The 24,048-nt window shown below is 57.4% G+C and carries 18 protein-coding genes; 10 read left to right on the top strand and 8 right to left on the bottom strand.

Features of this window, described 5'->3' with window-relative positions; all coding sequences use genetic code 11:
* Nucleotides 1–23: 23 nt before the first annotated feature.
* The gene (gene deoR / locus AFK62_RS06680; protein ID WP_007664538.1) at nucleotides 24–788 is read left to right on the top strand and encodes a DNA-binding transcriptional repressor DeoR; all 765 of its coding nucleotides are present in this window, start codon (nucleotides 24–26) and stop codon (nucleotides 786–788) included.
* Between the two features lie 27 nt (nucleotides 789–815).
* Here deoR and dacC read toward each other — a convergent pair whose 3' ends face one another.
* Nucleotides 816–2,027, bottom strand: coding sequence for a serine-type D-Ala-D-Ala carboxypeptidase (gene dacC, locus AFK62_RS06675; RefSeq protein ID WP_032983904.1), 1,212 nt, complete (start codon nucleotides 2,025–2,027; stop codon nucleotides 816–818).
* Nucleotides 2,028–2,086: 59 nt separating this feature from the next.
* Here dacC and AFK62_RS22785 point away from each other — a divergent pair, with 59 nt between their 5' ends.
* Together AFK62_RS22785 and AFK62_RS06670 are read left to right on the top strand one after the other, a co-directional pair.
* A complete protein-coding gene (locus AFK62_RS22785; protein ID WP_129232754.1) occupies nucleotides 2,087–2,290 on the top strand; it encodes a hypothetical protein in 204 nt (67 codons plus the stop codon).
* A complete protein-coding gene (locus AFK62_RS06670) occupies nucleotides 2,287–2,913 on the top strand; it encodes a glutathione S-transferase family protein (protein WP_007664532.1) in 627 nt (208 codons plus the stop codon). Before AFK62_RS22785 ends, AFK62_RS06670 begins: the two co-directional genes overlap by 4 nt.
* Here AFK62_RS06670 and AFK62_RS06665 read toward each other — a convergent pair whose 3' ends face one another.
* Nucleotides 2,914–4,026, bottom strand: a complete 1,113-nt coding sequence (locus AFK62_RS06665; RefSeq protein ID WP_007664530.1) for a PQQ-dependent sugar dehydrogenase — start codon at nucleotides 4,024–4,026, stop codon at nucleotides 2,914–2,916.
* A 171-nt stretch (nucleotides 4,027–4,197) separates the two neighbouring features.
* Here AFK62_RS06665 and rimO point away from each other — a divergent pair, with 171 nt between their 5' ends.
* Complete coding sequence (rimO, locus tag AFK62_RS06660) at nucleotides 4,198–5,523, top strand: 30S ribosomal protein S12 methylthiotransferase RimO (RefSeq protein ID WP_007664529.1); 1,326 nt, start codon at nucleotides 4,198–4,200, stop codon at nucleotides 5,521–5,523.
* 90 nt (nucleotides 5,524–5,613) lie between these two features.
* On the opposite strand, the gene gsiD is transcribed toward rimO, so the two are convergent.
* The 4 genes from gsiD to gsiA all read right to left on the bottom strand — a co-directional run bounded on the left by gsiD (nucleotide 5,614) and on the right by gsiA (nucleotide 10,952).
* Nucleotides 5,614–6,525 (bottom strand): glutathione ABC transporter permease GsiD, encoded by a 912-nt coding sequence (gsiD, locus tag AFK62_RS06655; RefSeq protein WP_007664526.1) that lies wholly within the window; start codon nucleotides 6,523–6,525, stop codon nucleotides 5,614–5,616.
* Nucleotides 6,526–6,527: 2 nt separating this feature from the next.
* Nucleotides 6,528–7,448: a glutathione ABC transporter permease GsiC gene (gene gsiC, locus AFK62_RS06650; RefSeq protein WP_007664524.1), complete on the bottom strand. Its 921-nt coding sequence runs from the start codon at nucleotides 7,446–7,448 to the stop codon at nucleotides 6,528–6,530.
* A 94-nt stretch (nucleotides 7,449–7,542) separates the two neighbouring features.
* A complete protein-coding gene (gene gsiB, locus AFK62_RS06645) occupies nucleotides 7,543–9,081 on the bottom strand; it encodes a glutathione ABC transporter substrate-binding protein GsiB (protein ID WP_007664522.1) in 1,539 nt (512 codons plus the stop codon).
* Nucleotides 9,082–9,110: 29 nt separating this feature from the next.
* Nucleotides 9,111–10,952, bottom strand: coding sequence for a glutathione ABC transporter ATP-binding protein GsiA (gene gsiA / locus AFK62_RS06640; protein WP_369834745.1), 1,842 nt, complete (start codon nucleotides 10,950–10,952; stop codon nucleotides 9,111–9,113).
* 270 nt (nucleotides 10,953–11,222) lie between these two features.
* On the opposite strand from gsiA, the gene moeA reads away from it, so the two are divergent.
* Nucleotides 11,223–12,452 (top strand): molybdopterin molybdotransferase MoeA, encoded by a 1,230-nt coding sequence (gene moeA / locus AFK62_RS06635; protein WP_053531793.1) that lies wholly within the window; start codon nucleotides 11,223–11,225, stop codon nucleotides 12,450–12,452.
* Between the two features lies 1 nt (nucleotide 12,453).
* Nucleotides 12,454–13,212, top strand: coding sequence for a molybdopterin-synthase adenylyltransferase MoeB (moeB, locus tag AFK62_RS06630; RefSeq protein WP_032983903.1), 759 nt, complete (start codon nucleotides 12,454–12,456; stop codon nucleotides 13,210–13,212).
* Here the strand turns inward: moeB and AFK62_RS06625 are convergent.
* A complete protein-coding gene (locus AFK62_RS06625) occupies nucleotides 13,209–14,279 on the bottom strand; it encodes a LacI family DNA-binding transcriptional regulator (protein WP_007664515.1) in 1,071 nt (356 codons plus the stop codon). The genes moeB and AFK62_RS06625 overlap by 4 nt on opposite strands.
* Before the next feature lie 317 nt (nucleotides 14,280–14,596).
* Between AFK62_RS06625 and AFK62_RS06620 the strand changes: the two genes are divergently transcribed.
* The 3 genes from AFK62_RS06620 to AFK62_RS06610 all read left to right on the top strand — a co-directional run bounded on the left by AFK62_RS06620 (nucleotide 14,597) and on the right by AFK62_RS06610 (nucleotide 21,162).
* Nucleotides 14,597–15,907: an MFS transporter gene (locus AFK62_RS06620; protein WP_007664513.1), complete on the top strand. Its 1,311-nt coding sequence runs from the start codon at nucleotides 14,597–14,599 to the stop codon at nucleotides 15,905–15,907.
* An 11-nt stretch (nucleotides 15,908–15,918) separates the two neighbouring features.
* On the top strand, nucleotides 15,919–18,282 hold the full coding sequence (locus AFK62_RS06615) for a glycoside hydrolase family 31 protein (RefSeq protein ID WP_007664511.1): 2,364 nt from the start codon (nucleotides 15,919–15,921) through the stop codon (nucleotides 18,280–18,282).
* 735 nt (nucleotides 18,283–19,017) lie between these two features.
* Nucleotides 19,018–21,162 carry a filamentous hemagglutinin N-terminal domain-containing protein gene (locus AFK62_RS06610; RefSeq protein ID WP_053531792.1) on the top strand — a complete coding sequence of 715 codons (2,145 nt, stop codon included), beginning with the start codon at nucleotides 19,018–19,020 and terminating at the stop codon, nucleotides 21,160–21,162.
* An 82-nt stretch (nucleotides 21,163–21,244) separates the two neighbouring features.
* On the opposite strand, the gene AFK62_RS06605 is transcribed toward AFK62_RS06610, so the two are convergent.
* Complete coding sequence (locus AFK62_RS06605; protein ID WP_007666857.1) at nucleotides 21,245–22,837, bottom strand: ABC-F family ATPase; 1,593 nt, start codon at nucleotides 22,835–22,837, stop codon at nucleotides 21,245–21,247.
* A gap of 220 nt (nucleotides 22,838–23,057) precedes the next feature.
* Between AFK62_RS06605 and ldtB the strand changes: the two genes are divergently transcribed.
* A complete protein-coding gene (gene ldtB, locus AFK62_RS06600; RefSeq protein ID WP_007666855.1) occupies nucleotides 23,058–23,978 on the top strand; it encodes a L,D-transpeptidase in 921 nt (306 codons plus the stop codon).
* The last annotated feature ends 70 nt before the right edge of the window (nucleotides 23,979–24,048 follow it).

Genomic DNA, 24,048 nt, shown 5'->3' with positions numbered 1-24,048 from the left:
CGCCTGGTTTTGCATGAGGCAATATGGAAACGCGGCGTGACGAGCGAATAGCGCAACTGCTACAGGCGCTAAAGCGACAGGATAAAATGCATCTGAAAGAGGCGGCCACGCTGCTTGGGGTCTCTGAGATGACGATTCGCCGCGATCTCCAGGGGCACGATGCGCCGGTTACGCTGCTTGGCGGCTACATTGTGCTGGAGCCGCGCGGGGTGACGGTGAGCCGCTACTTGCTAAGCGACGAACAGACCCGTCTGGTCGAGGAGAAGCGCCACGCCGCAAGGCTCGCGGCTTCGCTGGCGCGCCCGCACCAGACGCTCTTTTTTGACTGCGGCACCACCACACCGTGGATTATCGACGCGCTGGACGACGCTCTGCCCTTTACCGGCATCTGTTATTCACTCAATACGTTCCTCGCCCTGCAGGAGAAACCGCACTGCCGCGTTATCCTCTGCGGCGGCGAGTTCCACGCCAGCAACGCGATTTTCAAGCCGCTGAATTTCCAGGAAACGCTGCGTAATCTCTGCCCCGATATCGCTTTCTTTTCAGCCGCTGGTCTGCATCCGCAATATGGCGCGACCTGCTTTAACCTTGATGAATTGCCGGTGAAACACTGGGCACTGGAGATGGCACAGCGTCATGTGATTGTGGCCGATCACAGTAAATTCGGGCAGGTGCGGCCCGCCTGTATGGGGCCGCTTGAAGCCTTCGATACGCTGGTAACTGACCGGATGCCTGATGACGTGTTTATCGCCTGGGCGCAGTCAGTAAACGTTGAGGTGCTGTGGTAGACGCTCCCGGCTCGCGGGAGCGTGCGGTTATGAGAACCAGCCGCCGAACCACTCATGGAATTTCATCAGGACAAAATCCCACATCCGGCTGAAGAAGCCGCCTTCATTGACGGCTTCCATTACCACCAGCGGACGCTGTTCAATGTTCTTACCGTTGAGTTGAAAATCGATTGTGCCAACCACCTGGCCTGCTTTCAGCGGCGCCGTCAGCTGCGGCGAATTCAGCGTATAAGTGGCCTTGAGGTTTTTTAACTGGCCTTTGGGGATAGTCACCGATCCAGCTTCACCCGCCCCAAGCTTCACCTCACTGGTATCGCCAAACCAGACGCGCTGGCTTACAAAAGCGGTATCGGGCTTAATCGGGGTCACGGTTTCGAAGAAACGAAAACCCCAGGTCAGCAGTTTTTCGGATTCGCGAAAGCGGATGCCGTCGGTTTTCGCGCCCAGCACCACGGAAATCAGGCGCATATCGCCCTGTGTCGCCGAGGCCACCAGATTATAGCCAGCGCCCGCCGTGGTGCCGGTTTTCATGCCGTCCACATTCATGCTGGTGCTCCACAGAAGACGGTTGCGGTTCGGCTGACGAATATTGTTGAACGTGAACGCTTTCTCTTTATGTACCGCGTATTCGTCTGGCACATCGTGTATAAGCGCTTTGCCAAGCAGCGCCATATCGCGCGCGGTACTGAACTGCCCCGGCGCATCAAGGCCGTGCACCGTTTTGAAAGTCGTATTGGTAAGCCCAAGGCGTTTGGCATAACCGTTCATCAGGCCGACAAACGCATCCTGACTGCCCGCCACGTAATCGGCGATAGCGATGCTGGCGTCGTTGCCGGACTGAATGATCACCCCTTTATTGAGATCCTCAACCGATACCTGATCGCCCGGTTTTAAGAACATCAGCGAGGAGCCGCGCAGCGCCGGGTTGCCGGTCGCCCAGGCATCTTTGCCGACCGTCACTTTATCCGTGAGATGAATTTTCCCTGCTTTAATGGCCTGGCCTACGACATAGCTGGTCATCAGTTTGGTGAGGCTCGCCGGGTCAAGCTTTTCATCGGCATTGCCTTCCGCCAGTACTTTACCGCTGTGGTAGTCCATCAGGATCCATGCGCGGGCGTCGACCGGGGGCGCCGCAGGTGCGATAGGATCGGCCGCGTGCGCGGCGGGGAGAGCAACGAAGAGAAACGCGCCTGCGAGAGCAAACACGCGACAAGCGCCGGAGCGTGTGAGTGAGGTCATAAAAGCCACCTGAATATCCATTCCAGAAACTACTACAAATCAACCGTATCGGTGAAAAGGTGAGTAATAACGCACAAATGCTTTCAATGAAACAGCGTGCGGGTAAAGTTTTTAAAGTTTCATCTTTTCGGTCACAAACCGGCACAACGAGACGGCTTTTTCAGGCGGTTGCTAAAGCAACGGGATTATTCCACCATGAGAAGAACGGCGTGGCGCGTCATCGCGGTCACGGCATCAGCCATCTGCAAAGGAGCAAGTCATGATAACCGTCTGGGGTCGAGAAAATTCCACGAATGTGAAGAAGGTGCTGTGGTGTCTGGAGGAGTTAGAGTTGCCGTACAACCGCATCCCGGCGGGGGGAAAATATGGCATAAATCACGATCCGGATTATCTGGCGATGAACCCGAACGGGCTGGTGCCGTGCCTGCGCGACGACGAAACCGGGCTGGTACTGTGGGAATCTAACACCATTGTGCGCTATCTGGCGGCGCAGTATGGCCAGGGCCGCCTGTGGCAGGAATCGCCTGTTGCCCGCGCCCGTGGCGAAAAATGGATGGACTGGGCTATCAGCACGTTGCCAGGCCCCCACCGCGGCGTGGTATTTAGCCTGGTGCGGACGCCGCCCGAGCAGCGCGACCAGAAGCTGATTGATGAAAGCAAAAAGCAGTGCGACGCGCTGTTCGGTATTCTAGACGCCGAGCTTGCGAAAACGCCGTGGCTCTCCGGCGATGCGTTCGGTCTGGCTGATATGGCCCCCGCGCCGCACATCTATAATCTCTTTAATGTTGGCCTTGAGTGGACGCCACGCCCGCATCTTGAGCGCTGGTATCAGCAACTCACCGAGCGCCCGGCGTTTCGCCACATCGTTATGATCCCGGTGAGCTAATCACGAGGCCGGGCTGACTTTCAGCAGCTGACCGTCGGATTCGTCGGTCAGCACATAGAGATAACCGTCCGGCCCCACACGCACATCGCGAATGCGCTGATTCTCACGTGCCAGCAATCGCCCGTCTTCCGTTACCTTATTGCCGTTTACCGACAACTGAATAAGGTTCTGCTCTTTGAGCGCGCCAATAAACAATTTGTTTTTCCACTGCGGAAATTTATCGGCGTTGTAAAACGCCATCCCGCTCACTGCGGGCGACACTTTCCAGTAAAACAGCGGTTGCTCGGTGCCCGGCGCTTCACCGCCTTTGGCTTCCGGAATAGGCTCGCCGCTGTAGTTAATTCCCCAGGTCGCGAGCGGCCAGCCGTAGTTTTTTCCGGCCTGCGGAATATTGATTTCATCGCCGCCCTTCGGGCCGTGTTCGTTAAGCCATATCGTCTGGCTCCACGGGTTTAGCGCCAGTCCTTGCGGGTTACGGATGCCGTAGGACCAGATCTCCGGGCGCACGCCTGCCTTGCCAACGAACGGGTTATCTTTCGGTACTTCGCCGTCCTGCGTCAGGCGCACCACTTTGCCCTGTAGCTTGTCGAGATCCTGCGCCGTTGGGCGCTGGTTATTTTCACCCAGCGCGATGAAGAGATGCCCTTTGCCGTCAAACGCCATACGCCCGCCAAAGTGATTGCCGGTAGAGAGCTTCGGGGCCTGGCGGAACACCACTGTGAAATTCTCCAGCCGCTGCAGGTCATCGCTCAGACGGCCGTAGCCGACGGCAGTGCCCGCTTTACCATCGCTGCCCGCTTCGGCATAGCTCAGCCAGACGCGACGGCTTTCGTTAAAATCAGGGGCCAGCACAACATCAAACAACCCACCCTGCCCCTGATGCCAGACCGTCGGCACGCCCGCTATCGCGGCAGATAACCCTTTATCCGGCTGCCAGCGTTTCAGCTCGCCTTTTTTAAGCGTAATAAGTGCCCCCTGATCGCCGGGTAAAAACGAGAGAGACCATGGATGGTCGAGTTTATCAGCAAGCACGTCCACCTTTGCAGGTAGCGCAGAGGCAGCGCTACTCACCACGAGCAGTAGCGCGAGCAAACAGGGCGAGCGTAGCGGCATGGCGTTCTCCTTTTGGTCGTCCCGATTAAGGGTAGCCAGCGGCCCGTACGGCGGGCGGACTTTTACAAAAACTTTAACTCAGCGGCAGGCAGAAGATACCAGTACAAATTTCCCACCAACCTCTGTAAAATCCCCGCCCTGATAACTCCATAAATGATGAATTTTTGACCTATGAGCAATGTAATGCAGCAGCCGAAGATTGGCTTCGTTTCTCTTGGCTGTCCGAAAAACCTGGTGGACTCTGAGCGCATCCTGACCGAGCTTCGCACCGAGGGCTATGACGTGGTGCCACGCTATGACGACGCCGATATGGTTATCGTCAATACCTGCGGCTTTATCGACAGCGCGGTGCAGGAGTCGCTGGAGGCGATCGGCGAGGCGCTGAACGAAAACGGTAAGGTAATTGTGACCGGCTGTCTTGGCGCTAAAGAAGATCAGATCCGCGAAGTGCACCCGAAGGTGCTGGAGATCACCGGGCCGCACAGCTACGAGCAGGTGCTGCAACATGTTCATCATTATGTGCCGAAACCGAAGCATAACCCGTTCCTGAGTCTGGTGCCGGAACAGGGCGTGAAGCTGACGCCACGCCACTATGCGTACTTAAAAATTTCCGAAGGCTGCAACCATCGCTGCACCTTCTGCATTATTCCTTCGATGCGCGGCGATCTCGACAGCCGTCCGATTGGCGACGTGCTGGCCGAAGCGAAACGCCTTGTGGAAGCGGGCGTGAAAGAGCTGCTGGTGATTTCGCAGGATACGTCCGCCTATGGCGTTGACGTCAAACACCGCACCGGTTTCTGGAACGGTTCGCCGGTGAAAACCAGCATGGTGAGCCTGTGCGAACAGCTCGCGAAGCTCGGCGTCTGGGTGCGTCTGCACTATGTGTACCCATACCCGCACGTTGACGATGTGATCCCGCTGATGGCGGAAGGCAAAATCCTGCCGTATCTCGATATTCCGCTGCAACACGCCAGCCCGCGTATCCTCAAACTGATGAAGCGTCCGGGCTCGGTTGACCGCCAGCTGGCGCGCATCAAGCAGTGGCGCGAAATCTGCCCGGAACTGACCCTGCGTTCGACCTTTATTGTCGGCTTCCCTGGCGAAACTGAAGACGATTTCCAGATGCTGCTGGATTTCCTGAAAGAGGCGCGTCTGGATCGCGTGGGCTGCTTTAAGTACAGCCCGGTCGAAGGCGCAACCGCCAACGAGCTGGCGGATCAGGTACCGGAAGAAGTAAAAGAGGAGCGCTGGAACCGCTTTATGGCTTTGCAGCAGCAGATCTCCGCCGAGCGTTTGCAGGAAAAAGTCGGCCGCGAGATCCTGGTCATCATTGATGAAGTGGATGACGAGGGCGCGATTGGCCGCAGCATGGCCGATGCCCCGGAAATCGACGGCGCGGTGTACCTGAATGGTGAAACCACACTGAAGCCGGGCGACGTGGTGCGCGTGAAGGTGGAAAACGCCGACGAATACGATTTGTGGGGCAGCCTGGTTTAAGGTGCTCTGCATCAAAAAAGGCTGCCAATGGCAGCCTTTTTTATTGGGGCCTAAGCGCCAGTGGCGGGTAAGCGCAGCGCCGCCCCGCCGTTATCCTTTAATCTTCGGATCCAGCGCGTCGCGCAACCCGTCGCCCAGCAGGTTAAACGCCAGTACCGTCAGGAAAATCGCAAGGCTCGGGAAAATCGCCACATGCGGCGCCATCACCATATCTGCGCGGGCTTCATTTAACATTGCCCCCCACTCCGGCGTTGGCGGCTGTGCGCCGAGACCGAGAAATGACAGGCTCGCGGCGGAAATAATCGAGGTGCCGATACGCATCGTGAAATAGACCACAATCGACGACACCGTTCCTGGGAGGATATGACGAAACAGGATAGTGATATCCGATGCCCCGATGCTGCGCGCCGATTCGATAAATGTCTGATGCTTAAGCACCAGCGTATTGCCGCGCACCAGACGGGCAAACGCCGGAATACTGAAAATCGCCACCGCGATAATCACATTCGCCATCCCGCTGCCCATCACCGCGACCACCGCAATGGCGAGCAATATCCCCGGAAAGGCGAACAGTACGTCGCAGATACGCATGATCACCCGGTCCCACCAGCCTTCGTAAAACCCGGCGAGCAGCCCGAGCACGGTGCCAGTCAGCGCGCCGGTCAGAACCGCGAACACCCCGGCGGCGAGCGAAATCCGCGCGCCTACGATGACGCGGCTGAAGATATCACGTCCCAGCGAGTCGACGCCAAACCAGTGCACCATCGACGGCCCTTCGTTCAGACGGTCGTAATCGAAATAGTTTTCCGCGTCGAACGGCGCTATCCACGGGGCAAACAGCGCCAGAGCTATCAACAAGATTACGAAGCCGCCTGCGACCAGCGCCACCGGCTGGCGTTTCAGACGATGCCAGAATTCATGCCACGGCGTGCGCGTCTGCTGAGGGCGCACGGTCGGCATGCCGTTTAAAAGCGCCTGTCGGCGCCAGTTGAAAAGTCGCATCCTTACTTGTACCTGATAGCCGGGTTAATGGCGGCGTAGAGCACATCCACCACTAAGTTGATAAGAATAAACTCCAGCGAGAACAGCAATACTTCGGCCTGAATGACCGGGTAGTCGCGCATCTCCACCGAATCCACCAGCAGACGCCCCAGCCCCGGCCAGTTAAACACCTTCTCCACGACGATAGAACCGCCGAGCAGGAAGCCGAATTGCAGCCCCATCATGGTGACGACGGGGATCATGGCGTTGCGCAGGCCATGTTTCAGGATAACCCATTTTTCGCTCACGCCTTTGGCGCGCGCGGTCCGCATATAGTCTTCGCCCAGCACATCCACAAAGGACGCCCGGGTGAAGCGCGCCATTACAGCGGCCACGGCGGCGCCAAGCGTCAGCGACGGCAGAATGTAGTGCCGCCAGCTGTCGGCCCCTACGGTCGGCAGCCAGCCCAGTTGCACCGAAAAGATATGCATGAGAAGCATACCGAGCGCGAAGGCCGGAAAGGAGATGCCGGAAACCGCAAGCGTCATGCTCAGCCGGTCCGGCCAGCGGTTACGCCATACCGCCGCGATAATCCCGGCGGCGAGTCCAAACAGCATGGCCCAGCTCATGCTGGCGAGTGTTAACCAGAAGGTGGGCATAAAGCGGCTGGCTATCTCTTCCGAAACAGGGCGACGTGATACCAGCGACATGCCAAAATCGCCCCGCACCACGTTGCTGATGTAGTGCCAGAACTGCTGCCACAGCGGCTGGTCGAGCCCCAACTGGTGACGCACCAGGTCGATGACCTCTGCATCTGCCTCTGGCCCGGCCACCAGCCGTGCCGGGTCACCCGGCAGGAGATGGACAAACAAAAACACCAGCACCGCCACGATAAGCAGCGTCGGGATAAGCCCCAGCAGGCGTTTTATGATGTAGCTAAACATGCGAAACCCTATTTTCCTTCATGATTTTTTTCTTCTGTGGTTATGGGGCAAGCCCCTCACCCCTCCGGGGTGAGGGTTAGGGCGAGAGGCATACTTATTTCAGATCCGCATCCTCAAAACTAAACCCTGTGTCCGGCATCATGTAAAACCCGGTCAGCGATTTACTGTGCGCCGACACCAGCTTCTCCACCACCAGCGGGACCCAGGGCGACTCGGCCCATAGCGTGTCCTGCGCCGCTTTATACAGCGTAGCTTTACGGGCTTTGTCGGTCGTTTTCAGCGCATCGGCGAGCGCGCTGTCCACGGCCGGGTTGCTGTAGAATGCCGTGTTAAAGAGCGTAGGCGGCCAGTTTTGCGACGCGAACAGCGGTGACAGCGCCCAGTCGGCCTCACCGGTCGAGGCTGACCAGCCGGTATAGAACATCCGCACACCACTCTCTTTCTGCCCTTTGCCTTCGACTTCCGAGGCCCGCTGCCCGGCGTCCATGGCCGTGACTTTCGCTTTAATTCCGACCTGCGCCAGCTGCTGCTGCGTAAACTGCAACACCTTCTGGGCGGTACTGTGATTATGGGACGACCAGAGCGTTGTGCTAAAGCCATTCGGGTAACCCGCTTCCTTCAGCAGCTCTCGCGCCTTCGCAGGGTTGTACGCCCACGGCTGGTATTGCTCGGCGAATTCAATCGTCGGCGGCACGACACCGGTGGCAGGCGTCGCGTAACCGGCAAACGCCACTTTCACCAGCGCCTGGCGGTTAATGGCGTAATTAATCGCCTCGCGCACTTTAGGGTTGTCGAACGGCTTCTGGGTCACATTCATGCTGATGTAACGCTGCATAATCGACGGTGACGCGACCAGATCCAGCTTGCTGTTTTTCTCAAGCAGCGCGGCCTGTTCGTAAGGGATTGGGAAGGCGAACTGCGCCTCGCCGGTTTGCAGCATCGAGGCGCGGGTATTGTTATCCACGACCGGGCGCCAGGTGATACCGTCAAGTTTCGGCAACCCCGGCTGCCAGTAGCCGGTAAACTTTTTCACCTTCACAAAGTCGGTCGGGTTCCAGGTCACCAGCTCATACGGCCCGGTGCCGACCGGATGAAAGCCTATCTCAGTGCCATATTTTTTCAACGCCGCAGGCGAAATCATCGCCGTGGCCGGGTGTGCGAGAATATTAATAAACGCAGAAAAAGGCTGCTTGAGGGTGATTTTCACGGTCGTCGGGTCTACCACCTCAGTACTGGCGATGTTTTTATACAGGTTGTAGCGCTTAAGGTGGTTTTCAGGGTTGCTCGCGCGATCGAGGTTGACCTTTACCGCCTCTGCGTTGAAATCGGTGCCGTCCTGGAACTTCACCCCGCTGCGAAGCTTAACGGTATAGGTCAGCCCGTCATCCGACACGCTATAGCGCTCTGCCAGTACGTTCTGCACTTTCATTGACTTATCAAGGCCAAACAGCCCCTGATAAAACGATTTGGCGACCTGCTGCGAGAGCGTATCGTTCGCGTCATAAGGGTCCAGCGTGGTAAAGCTTGAGCCCACGGCCACGACAATGTCTTTATCCGCCCAGGCGGGTGCGACGGCAAGCGCAGAAGCCAGCCCTGCCGCGGTGAACCACCGACGTGCGATGCGTTGTGTCATAGTCTTCTCCTGAAAGCCTTGCCTGAAAATTAAAAATGGTGATCCGTCGCCCCGACGGGATGACGCGCCACGTAATGGCCCTGCCCCACCTGCACCAGCGGCGCGATAAACGGCTCATCGCCTAGCGGCCGCGTGGCGCTTGGGATCTCATCAAGCAGCAATACCGGCTGGCGTCGCGGATGGCCGGGGTCGGCCACAGGCACCGCCGCCATCAGCTTGCGGGTGTACGGATGCTGGGGGTTTTCAAATACCGCGCGCCGCGGGCCTATCTCGACAATCTGTCCGAGATACATCACCGCCACGCGATGGCTGATGCGCTCCACCACCGCCATATCGTGCGAAATAAACAGAAACGAAATGCCAAAATCACGCTGCAGATCGAGCAGCAAATTAATAATTTGCGCGCGGATGGAGACATCCAGCGCGGAGACCGACTCATCGGCAATGACGACTTTCGGGTTCAGGGCCAGCGCGCGCGCAATACAGATGCGCTGACGCTGACCGCCGGAAAACTCGTGCGGGTAGCGCCAGGCGTGCTCGGGCTTGAGCCCCACGCGCTCCAGCAGCCACGCCACACGCTTGCGCGCCGCATCCCCGTCGAGAAGGCGATGCACCAATAGCGGTTCCATAATCGAGTAGCCAACCGTCAGTCGCGGATCGAGCGAGGCGTACGGATCCTGGAAGATAAACTGCATATCGCGGCGCACGGCCTGCATCGCGCTGTCAGAGAGCGTGTCGATGCGTTTGCCGCAAAAGGTAATCGAGCCGCCCTGCGTCTCGACCAGGCGTAACAGTGACCGCCCGGTGGTCGATTTCCCGCAGCCCGATTCCCCCACCAGCGACAGCGTTTCGCCAGGCCAGAGATCAAAGCTCACTTTTTCCACCGCATGCACTTCCCGCTTCACGCGATTGAAGATACCGCTGCGCACCGGAAAGCGCGTCACGAGGTCACGCACCTGAAGAATAGGCTCGCTCTCTGGCACCACGGTGTCTTGTTCGGCTTCGGGCGGGTCCATCTCATGGCGTGGGGCCTGGTTGAGCGGGAATTTACGCGGCAGATCGGTGCCATTCATCGCGCCAAGACGCGGCACGGCAGCCAGCAGCGAGCGCGTGTAAGGGTGTTCCGGGCGGCGGAAAATCGCCTCGACGGTGCCGGTTTCCACCGCTTCGCCCTGATACATCACCAGCACCCGGTCAGCCATATTGGCGACCACGCCCATGTCATGCGTGATAAAAATCACGCCCATCGACATCTCCTGCTGCAAGACGCGGATAAGCTGGAGGATTTGCGCCTGAATGGTGACATCCAGCGCGGTCGTCGGTTCGTCGGCAATCAGCACCGCCGGGCGGCAGGAGAGCGCCATGGCTATCATTACGCGCTGGCGCATGCCGCCGGAAAGCTGGTGCGGAAAGCGCTCCAGCATCGCTTCCGATTCCGGAATACGTACCAGGTCGAGCATACGTTTGGCTTCGCGCATCGCTTTTTCACGGCTAAAACCCTGATGCAGGCGGATGGATTCGGCTATCTGCTCGCCCACCGGGAACACCGGATTGAGCGAGGTCATCGGCTCCTGAAAAATCATCGCCATGTCGGCGCCGCGCACGTCGCGCATCTGCTTCTGGCTGAGCGTGCGCAGGTCGATGACTTGCTGGTTGCGCCGGCGCAACAGCAGCGGGCCGCTCTCCATCTCGCCCCCCGCCTGTTCAATAAGACGCATGAGCGAGAGCGCTGTGACCGATTTCCCCGAGCCGGACTCGCCGACAATCGCCAGCGTTTCGCCACGCTTAAGGCTAAAGGAGAGCTGGCGCACGGCCTGGGTCGGCTCTCCTTCATCTTTAAAGCGCACGCTCAGGCCGGAAACCGACAACACCTGCTCTTCAGGCAATACGTCTTCTTTAGGCACTACGGTTCCTCACGGGTTTGGGGGTGATGCTCAGAATGCAAAGCAGCAATTGTGCTGGGGCGGCTGCGTTTTTTCTATAAATATCATTATCGTTGCCGCTGGTTCAGACGAATTTTGAATATAGAAAGAGGTAAATGTGATGTAAAGGCCGCCGGACGAGACGGGCGGCGAAACCTGCAACCCCTGCGCGCTTTCTGTCATAATAGGCGCTTTGTGACTGTCGCGCTGGAGTGAAAGATGGAACCGACCGCTGGACTGATGTCCCTGGAAACCGCCCTTGAGGAGATGCTCTCCCGCATCGTTCCCCTGACGGAGACGCAAACGCTGCCGCTATTAAAGAGCATGGGCCGTGTGACGGCGCGTGCGATAACCTCGCCGCTGGACGTCCCGGGCTTTGATAACGCCGCGATGGACGGTTACGCCGTACGCCTGGCCGATCTCGCAAGCGGCCAGTGGCTGCCGGTGGCGGGTAAAGCATTCGCGGGGCAGCCGTTCCACGGCGAGTGGCCAGAAGGCAGCGTGATTCGCATCATGACCGGCGCGCCAGTGCCGCCGGATTGCGAGGCCGTCATTATGCAGGAAGAGGCCGAAACCAGCGACGCGGATGTGCGCTTTAGCGCGCCGGTGCGCGCAGGGCAGCACATTCGTCGTCGCGGTGAAGATATTCGCGAGCACGCCGTCGTGATGCGCGCAGGCCAGAAGCTAAGCGCCGCTGAGCTGCCGCTGCTTGCCTCGCTTGGTATTGCCGAAGTGGACGTGGTGCGCAAACCGCGCGTCGCGATTTTCTCGACCGGCGATGAACTTCAGCTTCCCGGCCAGCCGCTCGCGGAAGGTCAAATCTATGACACTAACCGTCTCGCGGTGCATCTGATGCTTGAAGCGCTCGGCTGCGACGTTATCAATCTTGGTATTATTCGTGACGATCCGAACGCCCTGCGCGCCGCGTTTCTTGAAGCCGACCGCGAGGCCGATCTGGTCCTTAGCTCCGGCGGCGTCTCGGTCGGCGAAGCTGACTACACCAAAACCTTGCTGGAAGAACTGGGCGAAATCGGTTTCTGGAAGCTTGCCATCAAGCCGGGGAAACCGTTCGCTTTTGGCCGTCTCGCCAGTAGCTGGTTCTGCGGCCTGCCGGGCAACCCGGTTTCCGCTGCCGTGACGTTCTATCAGCTGGTGCAGCCGCTGCTCGCAAAACTGAGCGGCCGTGACATCGTGCAGGCGCCGCGTCTGCGTGTACGCGCCGCAGAACGGCTGAAAAAATCGCCCGGACGGCTCGACTTCCAGCGCGGCATCCTGCGCACCGGCGCGGACGGCCAGCCGGAGGTCGTCAGCACCGGCCATCAGGGCTCGCACATTTTCAGCTCGTTCACCCAGGGCAACTGCTTTATCGTGCTGGAGCGCGAACGCGGCCACGTTGAGCCTGGCGAATGGGTGGATGTCGAGTTGTTTAATCACCTGTTCGGAGGCTGACATGACCGAGGCGTTAAGCGATGCGGAAATGCTGCGCTATAACCGGCAAATCATCCTGCGCGATTTCGATTTCGACGGCCAGGAGCGGCTCAAAGCCGCCCGTGTGCTCATCGTCGGGCTCGGCGGGCTGGGTTGCGCCGCCGCGCCCTATCTCGCCGCGGCAGGCATTGGTGCGCTGACGCTGCTCGACTTTGACACAGTCACCCTCTCAAACCTGCAGCGTCAGGTGTTGCATCGCGATGCGGCTATCGGTCAGCCGAAAGTCGACTCCGCGCGCGCGACGCTAAGCGCCATCAACCCGCACTGTGTTATCGAAACGGTCAACGCGCAACTTGATGAGGCGGCGCTTGAGGCCCTTATCGCGCGTCACGATCTGGTGCTGGACTGCACCGATAACGTGGCGACGCGCAATCAGCTTAACGCGGGCTGTTTTCGCCATAAGGTGCCGCTGGTGTCCGGCGCGGCTATTCGCATGGAAGGCCAGATCAGCGTCTTTACCTGGAAGCCTGGCGAGCCGTGCTACCGTTGCCTGAGCCGTCTGTTTGGCGACAATGCGCTGACCTGTGTCGAAGCGGGCGTGATGGCGCCGCTCGTCGGCGTAATCGGTACACTCCAGGCGATGGAAGCCATCAAGGTGCTGGCGAACTACGGCGAGCCGTGTGCCGGGAAACTGGTGATGTATGACGCGCTGCGCACGCAGTTTCGTGAAATGAAACTGGCGCGCAACCCGCACTGTGAGGTCTGCGGCGACCCAGGTTAATCGTAAAGGCCGTCGCGCTGCACGCTGGTTCTGCCCCGCCCAGGCCGCACGCGGCGCACCGATTCGCGCGCATCCAGTGCCCCATTAAGCAACAGCGTGCCTACCGCCGCCTGCGGGCGAATAAGCCGCTGTTGCAGCATCAACACCGCCTCTTCACCCAGCGCGTCGCGCGGGACATGTACGGCGGTCAGCGGAACATCTTCTATTGCCGCCAGGTTAAAAGCGTCAATACTCATCACTGACATATCCTGCGGCACCCGCAACCCGGCATTTTGCAGCGCCTTCACCGCGCCCGCCGCCATGAAATCGCCGCCGGCGAGCAGCGCGCTCGGCAACGAAGCAGGCGGCGTTTCGGCAAGAAAGCGCGTCACCAGTGCCTCACTGCCGCGGGCGCTGAAATCTGCCGCCGCCAGCAGGTGACGCTTTTCATCAAACGCGAGATTTTCTGCCTCCCAGGCGTCATGGATCCCCGCAAGGCGCAACTCCATCGTGTAGCGCCGCAGGCACAGGAGATTCACAACCTCGCGGTGCCCCATTTCAAAAAGATAACGCGCCGCGTTCTCGCCAATTGCGCGGTGATCCGGCGCGACGGCGGGCAGGCGCATTTTGCGGTCGCGGCAATTGATAAGCACACACGGTTTACCGACATCGAACGCCAGATCGTGGATGTGCGGATCGTCAATGCCAAGCAGCAGCACCGCTTCGGTCTGCGGTTCATTCATCCGCGCGAGAAACAGGTTGGCGTCAGCGTCGTTCTCTTCCAGCGCGCAGTAGCGCAACCGCACTTCATGAGGCTCCAGCGCTTTGTTGATGCTCTGGATAACGCGGTAATAAAAGATGTCCGAGCGCTCATCAAAGGCGCGCCTTGGCGCAAACACCACGAGGCTGTTCAGTAGTAGTCGCCCTGCCGCCATATCCTCCAGCACACCCAGCGCGCGGGCACACGCTTTAACCTTGCGCCGCGCTTTTTCACTGGTATTGGCTTTGCCCGCCAGCACCCGGGAAACGGTGCTCAGCGACAGGCCAGTTTGTTCGGCAATACGGGCCACCTGGAGCTTTTTACTCATTTTGTGATCCATCTCCGGTTGTGAAATGAAAAAATTTTCACAGAGGATTTATACGATATATCCGTAGTACCACGCCCTCGTCTGACGCGAAAGACCGTTCTGGTGAAAATTATTGCATAAAAGAGACTACTACCATTCCAGACGCTGCTCTACCCTCAGGTTGTCGCACAGCTTTAACGACTTACTGAGCGACAATACCCTACAAATATTGTGTTAATTCAAATAAATAACGGTCTCTGCTGTGGTTTTCGGCGCTGCCGGAATGCAAGTTGTTATACCAGTCCGATGAATGTCAGGCGAACCGTGGAGAAGAATAAATGAGTGAGAGCATTAACCAGGACGCTGGCGCGGTAAAAACCCGTTCCCGCCGTGCTATCCGTCACCTGCGCTGGTGGGTGCTGGTGCTGTTTTTGATGGGCGTGACCGTCAACTATATCACCCGTAACTCGCTTGGGATCCTCGCCCCCGAGCTTAAAGAAAGCCTGGGCATCACCACCGAACAGTATTCTTACATCGTAGGCGCGTTCCAGCTCGCCTATACCCTGTTTCAACCGCTCTGCGGCTGGCTGATTGACGTGATTGGCCTCAAGCTCGGCTTTATGATTTGCGCCTCGCTCTGGGCGCTGATGTGTATTTTCCACGCTGGCGCAGGCAGCTGGCTGCATCTCGCTATCCTGCGCTTCTTTATGGGCGCGGCAGAGGCAGCGGCAACGCCTGCCAACGCCAAAACGCTGGGCGAATGGTTCCCGAAAAAAGAGCGTCCGGTTGCCGCAGGCTGGGCGGGCGTTGGTTTCTCCATTGGCGCGATGCTGGCCCCGCCTATTATCTACTTTGCGCATATCTCCTTCGGCTGGCAGGGCGCGTTTCTCTTTACCGGCGTGCTGGCGCTGTGCTGGGTCGTACTGTGGTGGCTCTTTTATCACAATCCCGAGCGTCATCCGCGCCTGAGCCAGGAAGAGCTGTCGTTTATCCGTCAGGATAATGAACCGGAGCCAGTGCGCCTGCCCTTCCTGACCGCGCTGAAAAACGTATCGAAAAACAAGCGCTTTTACGGCATTGCCATTCCGGCATTTATGGCCGAGCCCGCCTGGGCGGTGATGAGCTTCTGGGTGCCACTGTACCTTGCCAAAGAGCACAACATGGATCTGAAGCAGATAGCCATGTTCGCGTGGCTGCCGTTTCTTGCCGCCGATTTAGGCTCGGTCGCGAGCGGTTACCTCACCAAACTGTACGTGCGCCTCTTCGGCTGTACGCGGGTTAACTCCGTGGTGGCAAGCTCCGTCACCGGCGCGTTTCTGATGGTGTCGCTCGCGATTGTCACGCTGACGCGCGACCCGTACATCACCATCATCCTTATCTCCATCGGCGGCTTCGGGCATCAGATTATCTCCTGCATGTTGAGCGCACTGGTGGTGGAATCCTTCGATCGCGGCCAGATGGCCACCGTGAACGGTATGCGCGGCTCGTGCGCGTGGATCGCAAGCTTCCTGTTCTCACTGATTATCGGGGTCACCGCCGACAAAATCGGCTTTAACCCGCTGTTTGTGGCCATGGGCTTTTTCGACCTGATTGGTGCGATGTTCCTGGTTGCCTTTATTGCCGAGCGCCGTAACAAGCGCGTTTCATAGGGAAGATGCGAATGAAAACCCTCAAACACTGGAGATTTACCCACTCAGATGACCACCATGTTGAACTGACGGTGGATGACAGCCATACCCTGTGCCTGTGGGTGCTGGAGCAAGGCTTGTTCCGCGTGGCGGTGAAGCGTCGCGGCGCGTTCTCGCTAAACCGCACCTGGAGCATTGCCCCCGAGCGCGATACGCCCTGGGAAGGCCGTCCGCGCGACAGTCTCGCAGGCTTTAGCCTGCCGGGCTTTACGCTTGACGAGACGCCGGAGCGACTGACCATCACCAGCGAGCGGTTGCGGGTTACGGTGCACCAACCGTTGTGGCTGGAGTGGCACTACCGTGACGATGCGGGTGAATGGCAGTTCCTGACCTGTGACCGTCCCACCAGCGCCTATCTGCTCAACGCACACGGCGACGGCGTGGCGCACTATCAGCGCCGCCAGAAAGACGATCGCTATTATGGGCTTGGCGAAAAAGCCGGTGACCTGGAACGCACCGGGCGCCGCTTCGAGATGCGCAACCTCGATGCGATGGGCTATAACGCCGCCAGCACCGATCCGCTTTATAAGCATATTCCGTTCACCATCACCCGCCGCGACGCGGTGAGTTTTGGGCTCTTTTACGACAACCTCAGCAGCTGCTGGCTGGATCTGGGCAACGAGATAGATAACTATCACCAGCCTTACCGTCGCTGGCAGGCGCAGGCGGGCGACATCGACTACTACCTGTTTGTCGGCCCGCGTGTGCTGGATGTCACGAAAGCGTTTGTCCGGCTGACCGGCAAAACCCTCTTCGGCCCGAAATGGAGCCTCGGCTACAGCGGCTCAACGATGCATTACACCGACGCGCCGGATGCGCAGAACCAGTTGATGAACTTTATCCGCCTGTGCGAGGAGCACGCCATTCCGTGCGACTCCTTCCAGCTCTCGTCGGGCTATACGTCCATCAACAACAAGCGTTACGTCTTTAACTGGAACTACGACAAGGTGCCGCAGCCCACCGCGATGAGTCAGGCGTTCCACGAGGCGGGGCTGAAACTTGCCGCGAACATTAAACCCTGTCTGCTTCAGGATCACCCGCGCTATCAGGAAGTGGCGCAGCAGGGACTGTTCATCCGCGATTCTGAAAGCGATGCGCCGGAGCGCTCAAGCTTCTGGGATGACGAAGGCTCACACCTTGATTTCACCAACCCGGCGACCGTCGCCTGGTGGCAGAACGGCGTCACCACGCAGTTGCTGGAGATGGGCATCGATTCTACCTGGAATGACAACAACGAATATGAAGTCTGGGACGACGAGGCGCGCTGTCACGGCTTCGGCGAGCCGGTGGCGATTAAGCACATCCGCCCGGTGATGCCGCTCTTAATGATGCGCGCATCGATGGAGGCGCAGCAGGCCTTCGCACCGGAAAAACGCCCGTACCTGATTTCGCGTTCCGGCTGCGCCGGGATGCAGCGCTATGTGCAAACCTGGAGCGGCGATAACCGCACCAGCTGGCAGACGCTGCGCTACAACATTCGCATGGGACTCGGCATGAGTCTCTCGGGGCTTTATAACGTCGGTCATGATGTCGGCGGTTTCTCCGGCGATAAACCGGACGCTGAGCTGTTTGTCCGCTGGGTACAAAACGGCGTGATGCACCCGCGCTTTACCATTCACTCCTGGAATGACGATCACACCGTCAACGAGCCGTGGATGTATCCGGCGGTGACGCCTGCTGTCCGCCACGCCATTGAACTGCGCTACCGCCTGCTGCCGTATCTGTATACCCTGCTCTGGCAGGCGCATACCGACGATGAGCCGATGTTGCGCCCGACTTTCCTTGACCACGAGCACGACGCCCGGACCTTTAACGAGTGCGATGAATTTATGCTGGGCCGCGACCTGTTGGTAGCAAGCGTGGTGGAGCCCGGCGCGCGTACCCGCACGCTCTGGCTGCCGGCCAACGATCATGGCTGGTACGATTTCCACACCGGCCACTGGTTCGCAGGCGGTCAGACGGTCACGCTTGATGCGCCGCTTGAACGGCTGCCGCTGCTGGTGCGTGCAGGCGCGGGCCTGCCGCTAAGCGAGCGCCTGCGCCACGTCAGCCCGCAGGCAGATAATCGCCGCACGCTGATGCTCTTCCCCTTACAAGGCAACGGCGAGACCACGGGGCACCTCTTTGAGGATGACGGCGAATCCTGGGGGTATCAGCAGGGCAACGCGCTGTGGGTTAACTGGAAAATGACCTGCACCGCCGGGGCGGTACACCTCACTATCGACGCCAAAGGGGATTATCACCCGGCATGGGAGGCGCTTGAGGTGACGATGCCGCCAGGCGAGCACCGCACGCTCTGGGTCAACGGCGAGCAATGCGCACGCTGGATACGCTGAGTACTTACATCCTTACGCCGCGCCCTGGCGCGGCGTTTTTATGGTCTGCCCACGCCCGGGAATATTTCGATTCGTTATTCTAAGGCGTGCCATAAATCGATGACTCCTGCAAAACCATCCATAAAAACAATCCTTTCGAGTAAGTGTTTCGTTACGTCACATTTTATTTTTATTATTCATTCGAGTGATTATCCCTCGCCAGACATTATCCGCAGACGTGCTTCTATGGCGGCCTCTTCGCACTCCACTGTCTTATGATTTTTATAGATAAAACAACCAGATAATGCCTGGCGGCTTGTTTTAAACAATTGCTTATATAAATACTTTAGTCGTTCATATTGATTGATAAGTAAAAGCTCGCCGTTATAGCAAAACCCATCGATATTAACCATCTGACTTGATAAATCGCGTTTGTTAACGTCTGCCCCATTCACCACCCGCGTTATTCCCGGGCTTTATTTGCACCTTTATTTCAGCAGCAATTCCGTAATGCCGAAATAAACGCCTGCGCTTCCGGCCCCGGTATTATTTTACAAAACCAAAATGCGTAAAACGTTAAAGCTATTTTCTGGCAGTCAATATTCCTGTGACCAAAAGCCTTATTTAGCGGACGCAAGCAGCGCTTCACCGCTGCGATTTTCTGACAATTGAAGATTTCTCGGTATGAGAAAACCCGGCCTGCCCGCTGTCACCACGGCAGCGCTTTTTTATTTTCAGTCAAATGAGGGATTATTAATGACACTATTAGCTTCGTTGCCACCGTTTCGCCTGAGCGCGATTTGCCTGAGCACCTGGATTTCGCTTGGCGTTATTTCACCCGTTTATGCGGCGGTGGTAGTTGATCAACAAAAGTCGCCCAGCACCACCGTCAGCATTGCTGACAATGGGGCGACCGTCGTGGATGTCAGCGCGCCTTCTGCCGGTGGCGTGTCGCACAACTATTACACGCAGTTTGACGTTAACCGCGCGGGTGTGGTGCTGAATAACGCGGCAGGCAGCAGCAGTACGACGCTTGCAGGCAAGATTGACGGCAATAGCAATATGACGGGCGGCGGTGCCAGCGTGATTTTAAACGAGGTCGCGTCGGCAAGCCCGAGCCAGCTAAACGGTATGGTGGAAGTCGCCGGGCAAAAAGCCGCAGTGATTATTGCCAACCCGTCGGGCATTACCTGTGACGGCTGTGGCTTTATTAATACCAGCCGCTCCACGCTCGTTACCGGCAGCGTAGCGATGTCTGATGGCAAAATCAGCGGCTTTGACATCACCGATGGCAAAATCGTCATTACCGGCAAAGGGATGGACGATCATTCGACCGACTATACCGATATTCTTTCCCGTTCGGCAGTCGTTAATGCGCAACTAACCGCCCGCGATCTGCGGATTGTCACCGGCACGAACCATGTCGATTACAACACGCTGAATGCCACGGCGATTGGTGCCAAAAAATTCAGTGCCACACCGTCGCTGGCGCTGGACGTGTCGAGCCTTGGTGGCATGTACGCCAATAAAATCCAACTGGTGGGTACTGAACACGGTGTGGGCGTGCGTAATGACGGCGTGATTTCTACCGCCGCTGAACGTCTTTCACTGACCGTTGACGGGCAGCTTGAAAACGCGGGCATTATCTCGTCAAACACCGATTTGCTGATAGACACTCAACAGCATGCCGTCGATAACGATCACGGGCGGCTGCAGGCGGAAAAAACGCTATCCATTGCCAGCAGCAAACTCGATAACAACATCAATGGGCTCATCACCGCATCGGCTATCACTATCAACACTCACGGCAACACGCTGGATAATGACGGCAAAGGCATTATTGCTCGCGATGATCTGTCCATTGCGGCGGGCGATATCGACAACGGCAGTCGCCTCGCAAGCGGCGGTCAACTGACACTTGCGGCGGATACGCTCAATAACCGGGGCGATATAAGCGCGCGCGCCTTAACCCTGACGGCGGACCGAGTCATTAATCAGAACGTGATTCAGGCCAAAGAGGCGGTGACGATTGACAGCCATTCGCTGGATAACCAGAAAGAGGGGCTGATAACCAGCGCTGACACTCTGCAACTGAAAACGGCGGATATGACTAATCGCGGGCAGATTTACGCGCAGGATGCGCTTGATGTGTACGCCTCGCACAGCCTCGATAATCAACAAGGCACGCTGGCTGCGCTCCAGCGCGTCACGGTGGACACGAAAACGCTCAGCAACACACAGGGCACATTATTTAGCGCCGGGGAACTCGATATCGTCGCCGATAAGATTGATAACAGCGCGGGTAAATTTAGCGGCGGCGGTACGATTGCTGCTGCGGATATGAATATGGTCGTCGGTTATTTCAATAACGATCGCGGAATGCTGGCCGGCAATACGGTCAATATCCAGGGCTCAACCATTGATAACGGCAACGGCGATATTGCGGCGCTTGGCGATATCTCTGTTCATGCCGATAACGATTTTTACGTTAACAACCGCGGCGCGGTACAGTCACGCAATGGTGATATCACCATTAACGCGGCGGATAATCTCTCTAACGATGGCATAATAAAGGGCACACGTGCTATTAGGCTAAACAGCGCGACATTTTCTAATGAAGGCAGTATTTCAACCGATAACGCGATTACGATTTACGCGGCCAAATCGTTTGTTAATGAACAAGGCGGTTATATTAACGGACACAACGGGCTTTCGGTTGAGGCGGTGCGTGAGCTGGATAATTACGGCTCGCTCTATTCCTACGATACGATAAGCCTGAGATCGCACAACGTAACGAATCACAAATGTGCCAAAATCTCCAGCGACGATAATGAAATTTTCACCGACCATTTTGTGAATCATGGGCGTATCGAAGGATATTACAACCTGCATGACTATTAATTGCCATATACCGCGTTAACGCGACGCCATAAAAAAACGGGGAGTCTTTCGACTCCCCGTTTTATTTTTACTTCGCAAACGCTTATTCGATGCCTTTGCTGCGCAGATAATCTTCGTAGCCGCCGGAGAAATCCACCACGCGCTCTGGCGTGATCTCAATGACACGCGTCGCAAGTGAGCTTACGAATTCGCGGTCATGAGAGACGAAAATCAGCGTGCCCTGGTACATTTCCAGCGCCGCGTTCAGCGATTCGATCGATTCCATATCCAGGTGGTTGGTCGGTTCGTCCATGATAAGGATGTTGGGTTTTTCCATCATCAGCTTACCGAAAAGCATACGGCCCTTTTCACCACCGGAAAGCACTTTCGCAGGCTTTTTGATGTCATCCTGGCTGAACAACAGTCGACCCAGAATGCTGCGCACCGCCTGCTCGTCGTCGCCTTCCTGCTTCCACTGGCTCATCCAGTCAAAGACGGTGAGGTCGTTTTCGAACTCGTATTCGTGATCCTGCGCATAGTAACCAATCTGCGCGTTTTCGGACCACTTAACCGTGCCGTTATCTGGCTGCATTTCGCCGACGAGCGTTTTCAGCATGGTGGATTTACCCACGCCGTTCGCACCAATAATGGCGAGCTTCTCACCCACTTCCAGCAACAGACCAACGTTTTTAAACAGCGGGCCGTTATCGAAGCCTTTGGTCATGGCTTCCACTTCCAGCGCGTTACGGAACAGCTTTTTATCCTGCTCAAAGCGGATGAACGGGTTCTGACGGCTGGAGGCTTTGACTTCTTCCAGCTTAATTTTATCAATCTGGCGGGCGCGTGAAGTCGCCTGACGAGACTTGGAGGCGTTCGCGCTAAAGCGGCTCACGAACGATTGCAGGTCGGCAATCTGAGCTTTCTTCTTGGCGTTATCCGCCAGCAGACGCTCGCGTGCCTGAGTCGCGGCCGTCATATATTCATCGTAGTTGCCCGGATAGACGCGCAGCTCGCCGTAGTCGAGATCCGCCATGTGCGTGCAGACCATGTTCAGGAAGTGACGGTCATGCGAGATGATAATCATGGTGCTGTCGCGCTCGTTAAGTGTCTGCTCCAGCCAGCGGATGGTGTCGATATCCAGGTTGTTCGTCGGTTCGTCGAGCAGCAGGATGTCCGGGTTAGAGAACAGCGCCTGCGCCAGCAGAACACGCAGCTTCCAGCCGGGTGCCACTTCGCTCATCGGGCCGTAATGCTGCTCAAGCGGAATGCCAACGCCCAGCAGCAGCTCACCCGCGCGGGCTTCGGCGCTGTAGCCGTCCATCTCGCCGTACTGCGTTTCCAGATCGGCCACTTTATAGCCGTCTTCTTCGCTCATCTCCGCCAGCGCGTAAATGCGATCGCGCTCCTGCTTCACTTCCCACAGCTCGCCGTGACCCATGATCACAGTATCCAGCACGGTGTATTGTTCGAAAGCGAACTGATCCTGACGCAGCTTACCGATACGCTCGTTAGGATCGAGCGATACGTTGCCTGCGCTCGGCTGTAAATCGCCGCCGAGGATCTTCATGAAAGTGGATTTTCCGCTCCCGTTGGCGCCAATCAGACCGTAACGGTTGCCGCCGCCAAACTTGACGGAAATGTTTTCAAACAGCGGCTTACTGCCGAACTGCATGGTGACGTTGCTGGTTACTAACACGCGTAATTCCTGGGTAAGATGTGTGATAAACAACGCATTATGCCATAACTCCGAATTTATTTCCCCCGTCAATGGGCTGACTACACTCTCTGCTTAATGGGAAAAAAACGTGAATTAGTACACATCTCAATTCCCTGCCACGGAGAATGCACATATAATGCGCTCCCTGTATTGTTTCGTTTCACTCTAACGGCCGGTCCGGCAACGATATTTGCATAACATGAAGATGAAATTACGCACGCTTTTAGTGGCAGCCTTCGCAGTCGTCGGGTTTTGTAACACCGCCTCTGCTGTGACTTATCCTCTGCCGACCGACGGTAGCCGTCTGGTGGGTGAAAACCAGGTGGTGACTATCCCTGACGGCAATAACCTGCCGCTGGAAGATTTCGCCGCACAGTATCAGATGGGGCTATCCAACATGCTGGAAGCCAACCCGGGCGTTGACCCGTACCTGCCGAAAGGCGGCACCATTCTGAACATTCCTCATCAGCTGATCCTGCCGGATACGCCGCACGAAGGCATTGTGATTAACAGCGCCGAAATGCGTCTGTATTACTACCCGAAAGGTACCAACACGGTTATCGTGCTGCCTATCGGTATCGGCCAGCTGGGTAAAGACACCCCGATCAACTGGGTAACCAAAGTGGAACGCAAGAAAGCGGGCCCGACCTGGACGCCGACGGCTAAGATGCATGCCGAATACGCGGCCGCAGGCGAACCGCTGCCGCCAGTAGTACCGGCAGGCCCGGATAACCCGATGGGCCTGTACGCGCTCTATATTGGTCGTCTCTACGCGATTCACGGCACCAACGCCAACTTCGGTATCGGCCTGCGCGTAAGCCACGGCTGCGTACGTCTGCGTAACGAGGACATTAAGTTCCTGTTCCAGAACGTACCGGTAGGCACCCGCGTCCAGTTCGTCAGCGAGCCGGTGAAAGCGACCACCGAGCCGGATGGCAGCCGCTACATTGAGGTGCATAACCCGCTCTCCACCAGTGAAGATCAGATCAACAACAACGAAATCGTGCCGATCACGCTCAACAAAGCAGTGACCACCGTCACCAGCCAGAGCGATGTCGACCAGAACGTTGTTGAGCAGGCGGTGCAAAACCGCTCCGGTATGCCGGTGCGTCTGAACTAATCTCCTCCTGCGAGAAAACGAGCGCAATTGCCGTCTGGAAATATGATAAAGACAGACGGTCTTTCACTCT

It is taken from the genome of Cronobacter condimenti 1330 (assembly GCF_001277255.1).
In the GTDB taxonomy this organism is placed as follows: Bacteria; Pseudomonadota; Gammaproteobacteria; order Enterobacterales; family Enterobacteriaceae; genus Cronobacter; species Cronobacter condimenti.
The sequence above is the reverse complement of the archived record's forward strand: the minus strand, read 5'-3'. Positions and strand labels throughout refer to the sequence as shown.